This is a genomic window from Pseudomonas sp. H3_C08 (genome assembly GCF_054669455.1).
Genome location: NZ_CP162803.1, coordinates 3,463,289 through 3,478,035 on the forward strand (window position 1 = coordinate 3,463,289; position 14,747 = coordinate 3,478,035).

The 14,747-nt window shown below is 59.0% G+C and carries 14 protein-coding genes; 2 read left to right on the top strand and 12 right to left on the bottom strand.

Going from position 1 to position 14,747, the window contains the following annotated elements:
• Positions 1–19 precede the first annotated feature (19 nt).
• The 9 genes from mltG to AB4N74_RS15860 form a co-directional block, all read right to left on the bottom strand.
• The gene (gene mltG / locus AB4N74_RS15820; protein ID WP_460096593.1) at positions 20–1,195 is read right to left on the bottom strand and encodes an endolytic transglycosylase MltG; all 1,176 of its coding nucleotides are present in this window, start codon (positions 1,193–1,195) and stop codon (positions 20–22) included.
• A gap of 3 nt (positions 1,196–1,198) precedes the next feature.
• Positions 1,199–2,014: an aminodeoxychorismate lyase gene (pabC, locus tag AB4N74_RS15825; protein ID WP_099756907.1), complete on the bottom strand. Its 816-nt coding sequence runs from the start codon at positions 2,012–2,014 to the stop codon at positions 1,199–1,201.
• Positions 2,014–3,258: a beta-ketoacyl-ACP synthase II gene (gene fabF / locus AB4N74_RS15830; RefSeq protein ID WP_093435430.1), complete on the bottom strand. Its 1,245-nt coding sequence runs from the start codon at positions 3,256–3,258 to the stop codon at positions 2,014–2,016. Before fabF ends, pabC begins: the two co-directional genes overlap by 1 nt.
• Positions 3,259–3,366: 108 nt before the next feature.
• Positions 3,367–3,603 carry an acyl carrier protein gene (gene acpP / locus AB4N74_RS15835; protein ID WP_003175607.1) on the bottom strand — a complete coding sequence of 79 codons (237 nt, stop codon included), beginning with the start codon at positions 3,601–3,603 and terminating at the stop codon, positions 3,367–3,369.
• A gap of 196 nt (positions 3,604–3,799) precedes the next feature.
• The gene (gene fabG, locus AB4N74_RS15840) at positions 3,800–4,543 is read right to left on the bottom strand and encodes a 3-oxoacyl-ACP reductase FabG (RefSeq protein WP_034155354.1); all 744 of its coding nucleotides are present in this window, start codon (positions 4,541–4,543) and stop codon (positions 3,800–3,802) included.
• A gap of 16 nt (positions 4,544–4,559) precedes the next feature.
• Positions 4,560–5,498, bottom strand: coding sequence for an ACP S-malonyltransferase (fabD, locus tag AB4N74_RS15845; RefSeq protein WP_034155355.1), 939 nt, complete (start codon positions 5,496–5,498; stop codon positions 4,560–4,562).
• 122 nt (positions 5,499–5,620) lie between these two features.
• Positions 5,621–6,631 carry a phosphate acyltransferase PlsX gene (gene plsX / locus AB4N74_RS15850; RefSeq protein ID WP_093435433.1) on the bottom strand — a complete coding sequence of 337 codons (1,011 nt, stop codon included), beginning with the start codon at positions 6,629–6,631 and terminating at the stop codon, positions 5,621–5,623.
• 4 nt (positions 6,632–6,635) lie between these two features.
• Entirely contained in the window at positions 6,636–6,818 is a 183-nt protein-coding gene (rpmF, locus tag AB4N74_RS15855; RefSeq protein ID WP_003179396.1) for a 50S ribosomal protein L32, read from the bottom strand.
• Between the two features lie 13 nt (positions 6,819–6,831).
• Complete coding sequence (locus tag AB4N74_RS15860) at positions 6,832–7,359, bottom strand: YceD family protein (protein ID WP_038364482.1); 528 nt, start codon at positions 7,357–7,359, stop codon at positions 6,832–6,834.
• A 105-nt stretch (positions 7,360–7,464) separates the two neighbouring features.
• On the opposite strand from AB4N74_RS15860, the gene AB4N74_RS15865 reads away from it, so the two are divergent.
• Positions 7,465–8,043: a Maf family protein gene (locus AB4N74_RS15865; protein ID WP_460096597.1), complete on the top strand. Its 579-nt coding sequence runs from the start codon at positions 7,465–7,467 to the stop codon at positions 8,041–8,043.
• A 48-nt stretch (positions 8,044–8,091) separates the two neighbouring features.
• Here the strand turns inward: AB4N74_RS15865 and AB4N74_RS15870 are convergent, their stop codons facing one another.
• The 3 genes from AB4N74_RS15870 to rluC are packed head-to-tail and all read right to left on the bottom strand — an operon-like array spanning position 8,092 to position 10,714.
• Positions 8,092–9,081, bottom strand: a complete 990-nt coding sequence (locus AB4N74_RS15870; RefSeq protein WP_099756909.1) for a S49 family peptidase — start codon at positions 9,079–9,081, stop codon at positions 8,092–8,094.
• A 24-nt stretch (positions 9,082–9,105) separates the two neighbouring features.
• On the bottom strand, positions 9,106–9,768 hold the full coding sequence (locus AB4N74_RS15875) for an HAD-IA family hydrolase (RefSeq protein ID WP_099756910.1): 663 nt from the start codon (positions 9,766–9,768) through the stop codon (positions 9,106–9,108).
• Positions 9,755–10,714 (bottom strand): 23S rRNA pseudouridine(955/2504/2580) synthase RluC, encoded by a 960-nt coding sequence (gene rluC / locus AB4N74_RS15880; protein WP_038364486.1) that lies wholly within the window; start codon positions 10,712–10,714, stop codon positions 9,755–9,757. Before rluC ends, AB4N74_RS15875 begins: the two co-directional genes overlap by 14 nt.
• Positions 10,715–11,413: 699 nt before the next feature.
• Here rluC and rne point away from each other — a divergent pair.
• Positions 11,414–14,662 (top strand): ribonuclease E, encoded by a 3,249-nt coding sequence (gene rne, locus AB4N74_RS15885; protein ID WP_460096600.1) that lies wholly within the window; start codon positions 11,414–11,416, stop codon positions 14,660–14,662.
• The last annotated feature ends 85 nt before the right edge of the window (positions 14,663–14,747 follow it).

The window sequence follows — 14,747 nt, forward strand, 5'->3', positions numbered from 1 at the left end:
AGGCAGTCCTTAATCAAAGTCATTGCGTGTTTTGTGGGGCGGCGGCTTCTGGAGCCGGCGCAGGCTCCTGAGGCGTAACTTGCGGCAACGCTTCCGGGGCGGTATCCGGAGAGGCGGCAGGAATCGCCTCCTCGGCAGCCGGAGCGGCTTCAGGGGTTATCGCCGGCGCCGGGCTGGAACGGTAATCGGCACGGCGCTTGAGCTGGTACTCACGCACCGCGTTATTGTGTGCATCCAGATCGTCAGAGAACACATGGCTGCCATCGCCACGTGCAACGAAGTACAGACTGGTGCCGTCCACAGGATTCAGTGCCGCGTGAATCGCTTCACGCCCGACCATCGCAATCGGTGTCGGTGGCAGGCTGGGAATTACGTAGGTGTTGTAAGGCGTCGGCTCTTTCAAATGCGCCCGAGTCAGCTTGCCGGTGTAGCGATCGCCCAGACCATAGATGACGGTCGGGTCGGTCTGCAACTGCATGCCCAGGGCCATGCGACGCACGAAGACACCGGCAATCTGCCCACGCTCCTGCGGTACACCGGTTTCCTTTTCGACCAGCGACGCCATGATCAGCGCTTGATAGGGTTCGGTATACGGCACATCGGCAGAACGACTTTCCCACTCTTTCGCCAGCACTTCATCGAGGCGATCAAAGGCTTTCTTTAGCAGTTCGGCATCGGACATGCCGCGCACAAAGCGGTAAGTGTCCGGGAAGAAACGGCCCTCCGGGAACAGCCCTTTATGACCAATCTTCGCCATGACGTCGCTGTCGCTCAAGCCGTTGAGGGTCTGCTCGACCTTGTCGTCTTTGGCCAACGCCGCGCGCACTTGATGAAAATTCCAGCCCTCGACCAGCGTCAGGCTGTACTGGACCACTTCACCGCGCTTCCACAAGTCGATCAGACCGTTGACGGTCATGCCCGGCTGCATACGGTATTCGCCGCTATGGATCGGTGTACCGGCGAGATTGAAGCGCCAATAGACTCGCAACCAGAATGCGTCCTTGATGACGCCATCGGTTTCGAGGGAAAGGAACGTACGGGTCGGAGTGGAGCCTTTCGGCACATCCAGCAGTTCTTCCTGCGTGATGTTCAGAGGCTGTTCCAGCGCGGAGTGAATCTTCCAGGCGCTGGCGCCCATCAACAGCCCTGCCAGAACCAGTCCGGTTTCCAGCAGCAGCAAAAGTTTACGTCTCACAAATCAGGCATCCAGTAGGGCGCGGGCAATGGTTTGCAGTTTACGGGTGAGCGGGCCAACCGGCCAGCTCAGTGCAGCGTAGGCGCGTACCGGCCAGACGCCATACACGCTGTTGCAGACAAATACTTCATCGGCCCATTGCAGCTGTTCGAGGCTGATGTCGGCGATCTGCGTGGGAATGGCCAGTGACTCGGCCTGAAACAATATTTCGGCGCGCATCACACCGGCAACGCCGCAGCGTTTCAGATCCGGCGTGATCAATACGCCGTCGCGCACCAGAAACACATTACTGAACACCCCTTCGATCACTCGACCGGCCTGATCTAGCATCAAGCCTTCGGCGTGCTCGCTGTCCTGCCATTCGGCACGGGCGATGACTTGTTCCAGTCGATTGAGGTGTTTGAGTCCAGCCAGTAAAGGCTGTATGGAGAGTCGCGTGTTGCACGGAAACAGACGAATGCCTTGTTCAGCATGCACAGCGGGATAAGCTGCCGGAGGATTGCCTTGCAGAATACGTCGGCCAGGCGCCGCCGGATCAGGTGCGTAACCGCGCAGACCGTCGCCACGAGTGAGGATCAGCTTGAGTACACCCTCGCCCATCGCTGCCGCATAACTCAGCAGCTCGTGGCGAACCCGTTCGATATCGGCGGCGATGGCCAGACGCGAACAGCCATCGGCCAGACGCGTCAGGTGCCGATCCAGCAGGATCGGCTGTCCATCACGCACGGCGATGGTCTCGAACAGACCGTCGCCGTAAGCCAGGCCGCGATCTTTCAGCGACAGAGCGTCAGCCGGTTGACCGTCGACCCAGCTGTCCATCAGCCCGCGAACCGACGGAACGCCAAGGTGCCGTTGGTGCCGCCAAAACCGAAGGAGTTGGACAGCACGACATCGATGTCCATGTTGCGCGCAGTGTGCGGCACGAAATCGAGATCGCAGCCTTCATCCGGCTCATCGAGGTTGATGGTCGGCGGTGCCACTTGGCTGTTGATCGCAAGAACGCTGAAGATCGCTTCAACCGCGCCCGCCGCACCTAACAGGTGACCGGTCATCGATTTGGTCGAGCTCACTGCCAGTTTGTAGGCGTGATCACCGAACACGGTCTTGATCGCATTGGCTTCGGCGAGGTCGCCGGCCGAAGTCGAAGTACCGTGAGCGTTGATGTATTGCACTTGATCGGCGTTGATCTTCGCATCACGCAGCGCGTTGGTGATGCAGCGTGCTGCACCGGCGCCGTCGGCAGGTGGCGAGGTCATGTGGAACGCGTCGCCACTGGTGCCAAAGCCGATGAGTTCGGCATAGATGGTCGCGCCGCGCGCCTTGGCGTGTTCCAGCTCTTCGAGAACCAGTGCACCGGCACCGTCGGACAGGACGAAACCATCACGGCCCTTGTCCCATGGACGGCTGGCGCGGGTCGGTTCGTCATTGCGGGTCGACAGTGCACGGGACGCGCCGAAGCCACCCATGCCCAGACCGCATGCGGCCATTTCGGCACCGCCGGCAATCATCACGTCGGCTTCGTCGTACATGATGTTGCGCGCCGCCATGCCGATGCAGTGCGTACCGGTGGTACATGCAGTGGCGATGGCGTAGTTAGGTCCCTGTGCCCCCAGATGGATGGACAGGAAACCGGAAATCATATTGATGATCGAGCCAGGTACGAAGAATGGCGAGATTCGACGCGGGCCCGTCTCATGCAGGGTACGGCTGGTTTCTTCGATGTTGGTCAGACCGCCGATCCCCGAACCCATGGCCACGCCAATGCGTTCACGGTTGGCGTCGGTGACTTCCAGACCAGCGTTGCGTACAGCCTGAAAGCCGGCAGCGAGACCGTACTGAATGAACAGGTCGAGCTTGCGCGCTTCCTTGACCGACAGGTATTCCTCGACATTGAAGCCCTTTACCGAGCCGCCAAAGCGGGTGGAATAGGCAGAAAGGTCGGTGTGTTCGATCAGACCAATGCCACTGCGGCCAGCCAGAATGCCCTGCCAACTGCTCGGCACATCCGTGCCCAGTGGCGACAACATACCCATACCGGTGACTACGACGCGTCTACGCGACACAGCACTCTCCTTTTTCAAATGACGATTTTGCATCAGGCCTAAAGAAAAAACCGCACGCCATGATGGCAGTGCGGTTTTTCCATGACAGCAAACAACGATTACAAACTATTACGCCTGGTGGCTAGTAACGTAGTCGATTGCAGCTTGTACAGTAGTGATCTTTTCAGCTTCTTCGTCAGGGATTTCGGTCTCGAATTCCTCTTCCAGAGCCATCACCAGCTCAACGGTGTCAAGGGAGTCGGCACCCAGGTCTTCTACGAAGGAAGCGGTGTTGACCACTTCTTCTTCTTTAACACCCAGTTGCTCGGCAACGATTTTCTTGACGCGCTCTTCGATGGTGCTCATACCTTGTTTTCACTCCTAATGGACAAATTCAGGCAGCTGGCCAGTGGGTAAGTGTATAGAAAGACTTTTCAGTTTTTCAACTGAAAGCTTCACTCCTCAAACCCTGCAGCCCTCTGCCTATAAATAGATTGCAGCTTTATAACGGATTTTAGACAGCTCGTATGACATTTTTTTGAAGCAATCCGTCACATTTTACTTACATGTACATCCCACCGTTCACCGGGATTGTAGCCCCAGTGACGTATGCCGCACCGTCGGATGCAAGAAAAGCGACCACAGACGCGATCTCTTGAGCTTGCCCCAGACGACCCAGCGGAATCTGCGTCTGCAAGGCTTCACGCTGTGCTTCAGGCAGTTCGCGCGTCATATCGGTGTCGATAAACCCTGGGGTTACCGAGTTGACCGTAATCGAACGCGAACCGACTTCACGCGCCATCGCACGGCTGAAACCTTCCAGACCGGCCTTGGCGGCTGCATAGTTTACTTGGCCAGCGTTGCCCATGGCACCCACCACCGAGCCAATACTGATAATTCGACCCCAGCGAGCCTTGGTCATGCCGCGCAGAACGCCCTTGGACAGGCGATACAGACTGTTCAGGTTGGTATCGATCACGTCGTACCACTCGTCGTCTTTCATGCGCATCATCAGGTTATCGCGGGTGATGCCGGCATTATTGACCAGGATTGCCACCGGCGCACCGAACTGTTCCTGAATACCCGCCAGCACTGCACTGACAGATTCATCGCTGGTGACATTGAGTTCGAAGCCAGCGCCCTGAATACCGTTTTCCTTCAGGGTCGCAGCGATACGCTCGGCACCCGAAGCGGAAGTCGCGGTGCCAATGACGATGGCGCCCTGACGACCCAGTTCCAGCGCGATAGCCTGGCCGATGCCGCGGCTTGCACCGGTGACCAGTGCAACTTTACCTTGCAGACTCATGCAAGTTTCTCCTGATTCAGGCTTGCGCTGCACGAGCGGCAGCGAAAGCGTCTGGGGTATTGAGGTTGGAAGTCGCCACGCCTTCGGCGCAACGCTTGTTCAGGCCGGCCAGGACTTTGCCCGGGCCGCATTCGACCAGATTGGTCGCGCCTTTGGCGGCCAGGGTCTGTACCGACTCGACCCAGCGCACTGGCTTGTACAGTTGTTCGAGCAGATCACGCTTGAGGGTTTCCAGATCAGCCGGCACTTGCGCGCTGACGTTCTGTACCACCGGGATCTGCGGCGCCTGCCAGTCGATGGCGGCGATGGATTCGGCAAAGCGCTCGGCGGCCGGACGCATCAGCTCGCAGTGCGACGGCACGCTCACCGGCAGCGGCATGGCACGCTTGGCGCCACGCGCCTTGCAGCCTTCGATGGCGCGCTCGACGGCAGCCTTGGCTCCGGCAATGACCACTTGGCCCGGCGAGTTGAAGTTGACCGCGCTGACCACTTCACCTTGCGCCGCTTCGGCGCAGGCAGCCAGCACATCGGCATCTTCCAGACCGAGGATGGCAGCCATGCCGCCCTGCCCGGCCGGAACAGCTTCCTGCATCAACTGACCGCGACGCTCGACGAGCTTCACCGCATCAGCCAGTGTCAGGCTGCCGGCAGCAACCAGCGCACTGTATTCACCCAGACTGTGACCGGCAACAAAAGCCGGACGCGCACCACCTTCAGCCAGCCACAGACGCCATAGGGCGATCGAAGCGGTCAGAATGGCCGGTTGGGTTTTATCGGTTTGATTGAGCAGCTCTTCCGGGCCCTGCTGGGTCAGCGCCCACAGGTCATAGCCCAGAGCCTCAGAGGCTTCTTTGAAAGTTTCGAGGATCAACGGATATTCCGCGCCCAACTCGGCCAGCATGCCGAGGGACTGCGAACCTTGTCCTGGAAAGACGAATGCGAGGGAAGCAGACATGTAACAAGCCCCTAATGATCTTGTCGTCGGAAAATGGCGCCCCACTGGGGACGCAAGAAACTGACAGTTGGATGGCCCTTTGAACCGGGCGGTCACATTTAAGCATTGTCCGACGAAAACGCCTAAGACAACAAATCCTCCAGACGGCCATGGAGACGCTCGGGAAGATTTTCCTGAATCTCGATCAGCGCACGGGAAATAGCACTCTGAAAGCCCTGAACACCGGCCGAACCGTGGCTTTTCACCACGATACCCTGCAAGCCGAGAAAGCTTGCGCCGTTATGTCGCGCCGGCGCCAGATCCGCCTGCAAACGTTTCATCAGCGGCAACGCCAACGCCCCCACGGCACGGGAGGCCAGATTCTTTTTGAACAGCGCCTCGATACGCGCAGCAATCATCGTCGCCAGACCTTCGCTGGACTTGAGCAGGATGTTGCCGACGAAACCATCGCACACCACAACATCCGCCTCGCCGCGATACAAACCGTCGCCTTCGATAAAGCCGATGTAATTGATGCCACGGGCAGCCTGCAACAGCGTCGCAGCCAGCTTGACCTGCTGATTGCCCTTAATGTCTTCGGTGCCGATGTTCAGCAGCGCGACGCGCGGGCGATGGATGCCCAGCGTTTGCGCCGCAACAGAACCCATCACCGCAAACTGCAGCAAATGCTCGGCGCTGCAATCGACGTTGGCGCCCAGATCAAGCAACTGGCAATAACCCTTCTGCGTCGGGATAGCCGCGACCATTGCCGGCCGATCGATACCGGGCAGCGTCTTCAGCACGAATCGTGACAGCGCCATCAACGCACCGGTATTGCCGGCGCTGACACAGGCCTGAGCCTTGCCGTCACGCACCAGCTCAAGGGCGACACGCATCGACGAGTCCGGCTTGCCACGCAACGCCTGGGTCGGTTTTTCGTCCATGGTGATGACTTCGCTGGCCGCAACAATCGTCAGGCGCGCGCGATCGGCAGCCGATTGGCCGTGGATCAATTCTTCAAGAAGGGAGGGTTGACCGACAAGGGTCAGGTGCAGCGAGGGCGTAGCAGACAGGCAAGCAAGGCTGGCCTGAACAATGCTGCGGGGACCGAAGTCCCCGCCCATTGCGTCAATCGCGATGACTTGAGCGGACAAGTGATTACTCGTCAGCGCCCTTGTCGATCACTTTACGGCCACGGTATACGCCTTCTGGCGATACGTGGTGACGCAGGTGAACTTCACCAGTGGTTTTTTCTACAGACAGGGTGCTAGCCTCGAGAGCGTCGTGCGAACGGCGCATGTCACGGGCAGAGCGGGATTTTTTGTTCTGCTGAACAGCCATAATTGATTAACTCCTAAACGTTTGGGTCACGCTTTAACTGCGCCAATACACTGAACGGGTTGGACCGCGTTACCTCGTCCTCGCTCGGTTCGGGCTCATCTGCTCCCGCCGGCTGCTGGCATTCTTCCGGATGATGAGCAGGCACAATAGGCAAGGCAAGCAAAAGCTCTTCCTCGACCAGTGACTGCAGATCCAATGGATCTTCGCCCAGTTCCAGCACGTCATAACCTTTCGGTAACGACTGGGTATTCGCACCCTCCTTCACTACAGCGTAACTGCATTCGCTGTGGATCGGCAGGGTGACCAGCTCAAGACAACGCTGGCAAACCATTTTGACCTCGGTGTCGATAAAGCTGTGGATCACCACAGATTTACGTTCATCTCGTTCAAAAACGAATTTCGCCTGCACCGTACCGACATCGTCGGAAAGCGGGTCGCAGAGTCTCTTCAAATCGGCCAGCAGCAGTTCACCTTGAAGGGTGGTGCCACGGTCAGCCAATTTGCGCGGGTCAACGTGAGGTGGAATCGGGTCATTCAACATAGGCGCAGCATTATAGGGATGCACCCACCCATGTCAAAGGAAATTGTGCCCTGTCCGTCACTTGCGTGCCTCCGCTAGAATTCGCACCTGCCTCAGGAGACGCGAATGCTGCCTTTATTACTTGCTTCAAGCTCGACCTATCGTCGGGAATTGCTCGCCCGCCTGCACCTGCCGTTCGTCTGCAGCTCGCCGGATATCGATGAAAGTCACCGCCCGGGCGAATCGGCGATCGAACTGGTCAAGCGCCTCGCCGAACAAAAAGCCCGGGCATTGGCTGACAGCTATCCCACCCATCTGATTATCGGCTCGGACCAGGTTGCCGTGCTCGGCGAGCAGATCATCGGCAAGCCGCATACCTTCGAGAAGGCTCGCGAGCAACTGATGGCTGCCAGTGGCGCCAGCGTAACGTTCCTCACCGGCCTGGCCCTGCTTAACAGCCAGACCGGCCAATGCCAGGTCGACTGTGTGCCGTTCACCGTGCACATGCGCCAACTCGATCAGGCACGCATTGAGCGCTACCTGCGACTGGAGCAGCCCTACGATTGCGCGGGCAGCTTCAAGGCTGAAGGACTGGGCGTGAGCCTGTTTCAATCCACCGAAGGCCCTGACGCCACCAGCCTGATCGGCCTGCCGCTGATTCGCCTGATCGACATGCTGTTGGCTGAAGGCGTGCAAATTCCCTGACCCACAAAAAACCGGCCATCAAGGCCGGTTTTTTTCAGCTGCAACTTCTTAACGCAATGAAGGCCCGTGGAAACCCATCCACATCGCCAACTGCTCAGCCACGCTGGCACCCAGCTTCTTCGAGAAGCGATCGAACGGCGACTCCTGAACGGTGAAGTCGACCAGCTCCTTCTCGCCAATCACATCACGCGCCACCGAACTGGCATTGCCCAGACCATCGATCAAGCCCAGCGGCAGCGCTTGCTCACCCGACCAGACCAGCCCGGAGAACAGCTCCGGATGCTCTTTGTCTTTCAGACGATCGCCACGCCCCTGCTTGACGCTGTTGATGAACTGCTTGTGCGTGGTGTCCAACACCGTTTGCCAGAAGGCCGTTTCATCAGACTTCTGCGGCTGGAACGGGTCAAGGAACGACTTGTGCTCGCCCGAGGTGTACGTGCGACGCTCGACACCCAGCTTCTCCATGGTGCCGACAAAGCCGTAACCGGCCGCCGTCACACCAATCGAGCCAACCAGACTCGCCTTGTCGGCATAGATCTGATCCGCCGCACTGGCAATGTAATAAGCACCGGAGGCGCCCAGATCGGAAATCACCGCGTAAAGCTTGATCTCCGGATGCAGACCGCGCAGACGCTTGATCTCGTCATACACATAACCCGATTGCACCGGACTGCCGCCAGGACTGTTGATGCGCAGGATCACGCCTTTGACCTTCTTGTCCTCGAACGCCGCCCGCAGGCTGCCAACAATGTTGTCGGCACTGGCCGGCTCTTTGTCGGCGATCATGCCGGTGACGTCGATCAACGCGGTGTAGTTCGGCCCGCGCGTGGCGCTCTTTTCCATGTCCATCAGCGGCGTGAACAGGATCAGCGCCACAAACAGATAAACAAACGTCAGCAGCTTGAAGAAAATCCCCCAACGCCGCGAACGACGCTGTTCCTGAACACCAGCCAGCAGAGTCTTTTCCAACAGCTTCCAGCTTTTTTCGTCACCGTCGTCGGCACTTGCCTTGGCCGGTGCTTTCCATTCGTCGGTCATGCCATCCACCCCAGCAAAAACGTATTAGGCCTGCTTCCCCAGCCAGGCATGCAATTCGGAAAAACGGTCGATCGACAGACGTGGCTCGAATTGTTGCAGCGATTCGATCGATTGCGCGCCATAACTGACCGCGACCGAATCCATCCCCGCATTACGCGCCATCAGCAGATCGAAGGATGAATCGCCGACCATCAGCGCCTGCTCCGGGCGTACACCACAATGAGCAAGGATCTGCTCCAGCATCAGAGGGTGCGGCTTGCTCGCAGTTTCATCGGCGGCGCGGGTGATATCGAAATAATCTTCCCAGCCATTGGCCTTGAGCACCCGATCCAGTCCGCGACGATTCTTGCCGGTCGCCACCGCGAGGTGATAACCCTGCTCGCGAAAGGACGCCATCGACTCGACTACGCCTTCGAACAACGGCGAAGGCACAGCTTCTGCGGCGATGTAGTGATCGGCGTAATACTCGCGAAACGCGGTCATTTCGGCGTCGCTGATCTCGGGATACAGCGTGCGAATCGCTTCGGGCAAGCCCAGACCGATGATGCCTTTGACAGCAAAGTCGTCGCGCAACTCGAAACCGGAGCGCCCGGACGCCGAATGCATGGCTTCGACGATGCGATGAATGGAATCGGCCAGGGTGCCGTCCCAATCGAAAATCAGCAGTTTGTAATCAGATGGGCGCACTCAATCGCTCCACGGTCTTGGCCCACATTTCATCGACCGGTGCCTGCAAGGTCAGCTTGCCGCCATCGGGCAGCGGCACGGTCAGCATGTAGGCGTGCAGGAACAGACGCTTGCCGCCCAGATCGCGGATTTCCTTGGTGAAATCCTCATCGCCATACTTGCTGTCGCCAGCAATGCAATGACCGGCATGCAAGGTGTGCACGCGAATCTGGTGGGTGCGACCGGTCACCGGTTTAGCCTCGACCATGGTGGCAAAATCACCGAAACGGCGCAGCACCTTGAACATGGTCAGGGCTTCTTTACCTTCTTCGTTGACTTCAACCATGCGCTCGCCGGAACGCAGATTGCTCTTGAGCAATGGCGCGCTGACTTTCTTGATCGAGGTCGCCCAGTTGCCGCGTACCAGCGCCATGTAGCGCTTGTCGACGCCATCGCCGCGCAATTGCTCGTGCAAGTGGCGGAGCATGCTGCGTTTTTTGGCGATCATCAGCAGGCCGGAGGTGTCACGGTCGAGACGGTGTACCAGCTCCAACTCCTTGGCATCGGGACGCAACTGACGAAAGGCTTCGATCACACCGAAATTCAAGCCACTGCCACCGTGAACCGCAATGCCGGCGGGCTTGTTGATCACGATCAGGGCTTTGTCTTCGAAGACAATCGAGGCTTCCAGGCGCTGCAACAAGCCTTGGGCTAGTGGCACCGGCTCATCACGTTCAGGCACGCGAACCGGCGGCACGCGCACGATATCACCGGCCTGCAGCTTGTATTCGGGCTTGATCCGACCTTTGTTCACGCGCACTTCGCCTTTACGCAAAATGCGGTAAATCAAGGTCTTGGGCACGCCTTTGAGCCGGGCGAGGAGAAAGTTGTCGATTCGTTGGCCGGCATACTCCGGCGAGACTTCAAGCAATTGAACGCCTGGAGTCGAAGGGGCAGTAGTTGTCATGCCGCGGATGATAACAATTTTTATGGAATTGAAGCACTTAATCATTGCTGCTATAGTCGCGAACGCCGCCAAAAGCGGCCTGGACAGAGGAACCACGGTCAAAAACCGGCCCTGACCAACGCAATTCACCAGGACGCGAGGCCGTCCTACGGGGCTTTCGCTACGTAACGGTGGAGTTTTCAGTTGTAACAAGCGCAGGTGACATGAGGCCTGAATTACACCGTCGAGCAGAGTTTTTACTCGCCTGACAGGCACACATTCAAGGCCAGTTCACAAAGTGCAGTCAGCTGCAGATGACCCCGAGCGAATGCTTCGGAAACAACGCCTGAATTAGCCATGATGCGTGACCTCCCCTTTCGGAGCTCACGGTAAATGCCAACCCGCTGCGGATTCTGCGCGCGGCAGCACCCGAATTATCAGGGATACGTGTAGGGTGGAGATGCACAACCGCTGGACTGTGTAGCAATAGGCTTTATCAAGACGCTTCATCTCGTCCACAGCCGCTGGTTGATTCCTCCTCCTGACTGAGTGCTTAAGTAGCCACAGCAAGCAGGACGCGTACGTCGCTATATCGGCCCAATTGGCCGCATATCGCTGGACACGGGAATGGCCAACCACTCCCGACGCACCTGACACCGACCGTGAGAAGTCGTGTGTGCCGAACGCCGTTTCCGGCAGCCCGGAAACCGACGGTACTACATGAAAAGAATGCTGATTAACGCAACTCAACCCGAAGAGTTGCGTGTTGCACTGGTAGATGGCCAACGCCTCTACGACCTGGACATCGAATCCGGTGCACGCGAGCAGAAGAAGGCCAACATCTATAAAGGCCGCATCACTCGCATCGAACCAAGCCTTGAGGCTGCCTTTGTCGATTTCGGCTCCGAGCGCCACGGCTTCCTGCCACTCAAAGAAATCTCCCGCGAATACTTCAAGAAAGCCCCTGAAGGCCGCGTCAATATCAAGGACGTCCTGAGCGAAGGCCAGGAAGTCATCGTTCAGGTCGAAAAAGAAGAACGAGGCAACAAGGGCGCAGCCCTGACCACCTTCATCAGCCTGGCCGGTCGTTACCTCGTGCTGATGCCGAACAACCCGCGTGCCGGCGGTATCTCCCGTCGCATCGAAGGCGAAGAGCGCAACGAACTGCGCGAAGCGCTGAACGGTCTGGTCGCACCAGCCGACATGGGTCTGATCGTGCGCACTGCCGGCCTTGGCCGCAGCAGCGAAGAAATGCAGTGGGACCTCGACTACCTGCTGCAACTGTGGACCGCCATCAAAGAAGCCTCGCTGGATCGCTCCGCGCCATTCCTGATCTACCAGGAAAGCAACGTGATCATCCGCGCCATCCGCGATTACCTGCGCCAGGACATCGGCGAAGTGCTGATCGACAGCGTTGAAGCCCAGGATGAAGCCCTGACCTTCATCCGCCAGGTGATGCCGCAGTACGCCAGCAAGATCAAGCTGTACGAAGACAGCGTACCGCTGTTCAACCGTTTCCAGATCGAAAGCCAGATCGAGACCGCTTTCCAGCGCGTCGTTGAACTGCCTTCCGGTGGTTCCATCGTTATCGATCCGACCGAAGCCCTGGTGTCGATCGACATCAACTCGGCGCGCGCCACCAAAGGCAGCGACATCGAAGAAACCGCTCTGCAGACCAACCTTGAAGCTGCCGAAGAAATCGCCCGTCAGTTGCGCCTGCGCGACATCGGCGGCCTGATCGTCATCGACTTCATCGACATGACCCCTGCCAAGAACCAGCGCGCCGTGGAAGAAAAAGTCCGCGAATGCCTGGAAGCCGACCGCGCTCGCGTGCAGATCGGCCGCATCTCGCGCTTCGGCCTGCTGGAAATGTCCCGTCAGCGCCTGCGTCCATCGCTGGGCGAAAGCAGCGGCATCGTTTGCCCGCGTTGCAACGGCACCGGCATCATCCGTGACGTTGAATCGCTGTCGCTGGCGATCCTGCGCCTGATCGAAGAAGAAGCCCTGAAAGACCGCACCGCCGAAGTGCGCGCCCAGGTGCCGATCCCGGTCGCTGCGTTCCTGCTCAACGAAAAACGCAACTCGATCACCAAGATCGAACTGCGCACCCGTGCCCGCATCATCATTCTGCCGAACGACCACCTCGAAACCCCGCATTTCGAAGTTCAGCGTCTGCGTGACGACAGCCCGGAAGCCGCGACCAACCAGTCCAGCTACGAAATCGCTGCTGCCGCTGCTGAAGTCGAAGAAGTTCAGCCAGCCGCTGCGACCCGCACCCTGGTTCGCCAGGAAGCCGCGGTCAAGACTGCTCCGGCCCGTGCCAACGCTCCGGTTCCGACCGAAGTCGCCGCCCCGGCCGCTGCTGCACCGGCTCCAGTCGCTGCACCAGAGCCAAGCCTGTTCAAAGGTCTGGTGAAATCGCTGGTCAGCCTGTTCGCCACCAAAGAAGAGCCAGCCGCTCCGGTTGTGGTTGAAAAACCAGCCGCCGAACGTCCGGCCCGTAACGAAGAGCGTCGCAACGGTCGTCAGCAGAGCCGCAACCGTAATGGTCGCCGCGATGAAGAACGCAAGCCACGCGAAGAACGTGCTCCACGTGAAGAACGTGCGCCACGCGAGCCGCGCGAAGAGCGCGCGCCACGTGAAGCCCGTGACGCCCGTGAAGTCCGCGAACCACGTGAAGCTCGTACCGAAGCGCCAGTTGCCCGCGAAGAACGTGCACCACGCGCTCCGCGTGAAGAACGTGCACCACGTGCGCCGCGCGAAGACCGCAAGCCACGCGGCGAGCGTGAAGAGCGTGTGCGTGAACTGCGCGAGCCACTGGACGCCGTTCCAGCCGCTGCAGCTGACGTTGCCGTTACCGCTGAAGAACGCCCGCCCCGTCAGCCACGCGAAGAACGCGCACCGCGTCCGCCACGTGAAGAGCGTCAACCGCGTGCCGAACAGGCCGCTGCTGCCGTCGCTGAAGAAGAAGTGAACACCAACGAAGAGCAACTGCCGGAAGACGGTTCGGAGAACGCCGAAGGCGATCGCCCACGTCGTCGTTCGCGCGGTCAGCGTCGTCGCAGCAACCGTCGTGAGCGTCAGCGTGATGCCAACGGCAACGTGATCGAAGGTTCGGAAGAATCCGAAGCCGGCGAAAACGCTGAAGCGCCAAGCACTGCCGATCTGGCTGCTGGCCTGGCTGTGACCGCCGCTGTTGCCAGCACCGTGATCAGTGCACCGGCTGAAGCTCAAGCCCACGAGCAAGCTGAACGCGCCACCGCGGCTGTTCAGGAAACCGCTCCAGTGGAAGCGCCGGTTGTTGAAGCGACTACTCCTGTAGAAGTGGTTGCTGCTCCGGAAGTCGAAGTGGCTCCAGTTCAAGAGACCCTGCCTCAGGTAGAGCCAGCGCCAGTTGTGGCTGCGGAGCCGGTGGTTGAAACCGTCGCAGAAACCGTAACCGAAACCGTGCGTGAAGTTCGCGAAGAGCAGACTGCCTTCAACTGGGTTGCCGAACCGACTGTTGCTGAAACCCCAGCGCCAGTGGTGGAAGCACCGGTTGTTGAAGCGCCAGTGTTCGAAACCCCGGTGTTTGAAGAACGTAAGGCTGCCGAACCAGCACCTGTCGTTGAAGCAGCGGTTGTCGAAGCACCCGTGGTGACCGAAGCGCCAGCCCCGGTGGTTGAAGCTCCAGCACCGGTCAGCGCTCTGACGCCAAGCGGCCGCGCGCCAAACGACCCACGTGAAGTGCGTCGTCGCAAGCGTGAAGAAGAGCGTCTGCAGAAGGAAGCCGAATTGGCTGCCGCTGCTGCGCCAGTCGCTGCCGAGCCAGCCGTGGTTGCTGAAGTGGTCGAGGCAGCGCCTGCCCCGGTGACTGAAGAAGCTGTGGTTGAGTCGGTGATTGCTGAAGCACCACGCTCCGTTCAGGACGCGGTCGAGCAGCACCAAGAGGCCGAGGAAAAAGAACACGAGCCTAAACCACTCGTGTAATTTCCAAAGCCAATAAAAAGCCCCGCCCGATTATTCAGGCGGGGCTTTTTTATGCCTCGATTTTTTGTGCTGGACTCTAGATCAA

Excerpts from the sequence above, each read along its gene's own strand:
- pabC (WP_099756907.1), bottom strand. The coding sequence starts at position 2,014 with ATGGACAGCTGGGTCGACGGTCAACCGGCTGACGCTCTGTCGCTGAAA.
- rluC (WP_038364486.1), bottom strand. The coding sequence starts at position 10,714 with ATGACAACTACTGCCCCTTCGACTCCAGGCGTTCAATTGCTTGAAGTC.
- acpP (WP_003175607.1), bottom strand. The coding sequence starts at position 3,603 with ATGAGCACCATCGAAGAGCGCGTCAAGAAAATCGTTGCCGAGCAACTG.
- AB4N74_RS15870 (WP_099756909.1), bottom strand. The coding sequence starts at position 9,081 with ATGACCGACGAATGGAAAGCACCGGCCAAGGCAAGTGCCGACGACGGT.
- AB4N74_RS15865 (WP_460096597.1), top strand. The coding sequence starts at position 7,465 with ATGCTGCCTTTATTACTTGCTTCAAGCTCGACCTATCGTCGGGAATTG.
- fabG (WP_034155354.1), bottom strand. The coding sequence starts at position 4,543 with ATGAGTCTGCAAGGTAAAGTTGCACTGGTCACCGGTGCAAGCCGCGGC.
- fabD (WP_034155355.1), bottom strand. The coding sequence starts at position 5,498 with ATGTCTGCTTCCCTCGCATTCGTCTTTCCAGGACAAGGTTCGCAGTCC.
- rpmF (WP_003179396.1), bottom strand. The coding sequence starts at position 6,818 with ATGGCTGTTCAGCAGAACAAAAAATCCCGCTCTGCCCGTGACATGCGC.
- AB4N74_RS15860 (WP_038364482.1), bottom strand. The coding sequence starts at position 7,359 with ATGTTGAATGACCCGATTCCACCTCACGTTGACCCGCGCAAATTGGCT.
- rne (WP_460096600.1), top strand. The coding sequence starts at position 11,414 with ATGAAAAGAATGCTGATTAACGCAACTCAACCCGAAGAGTTGCGTGTT.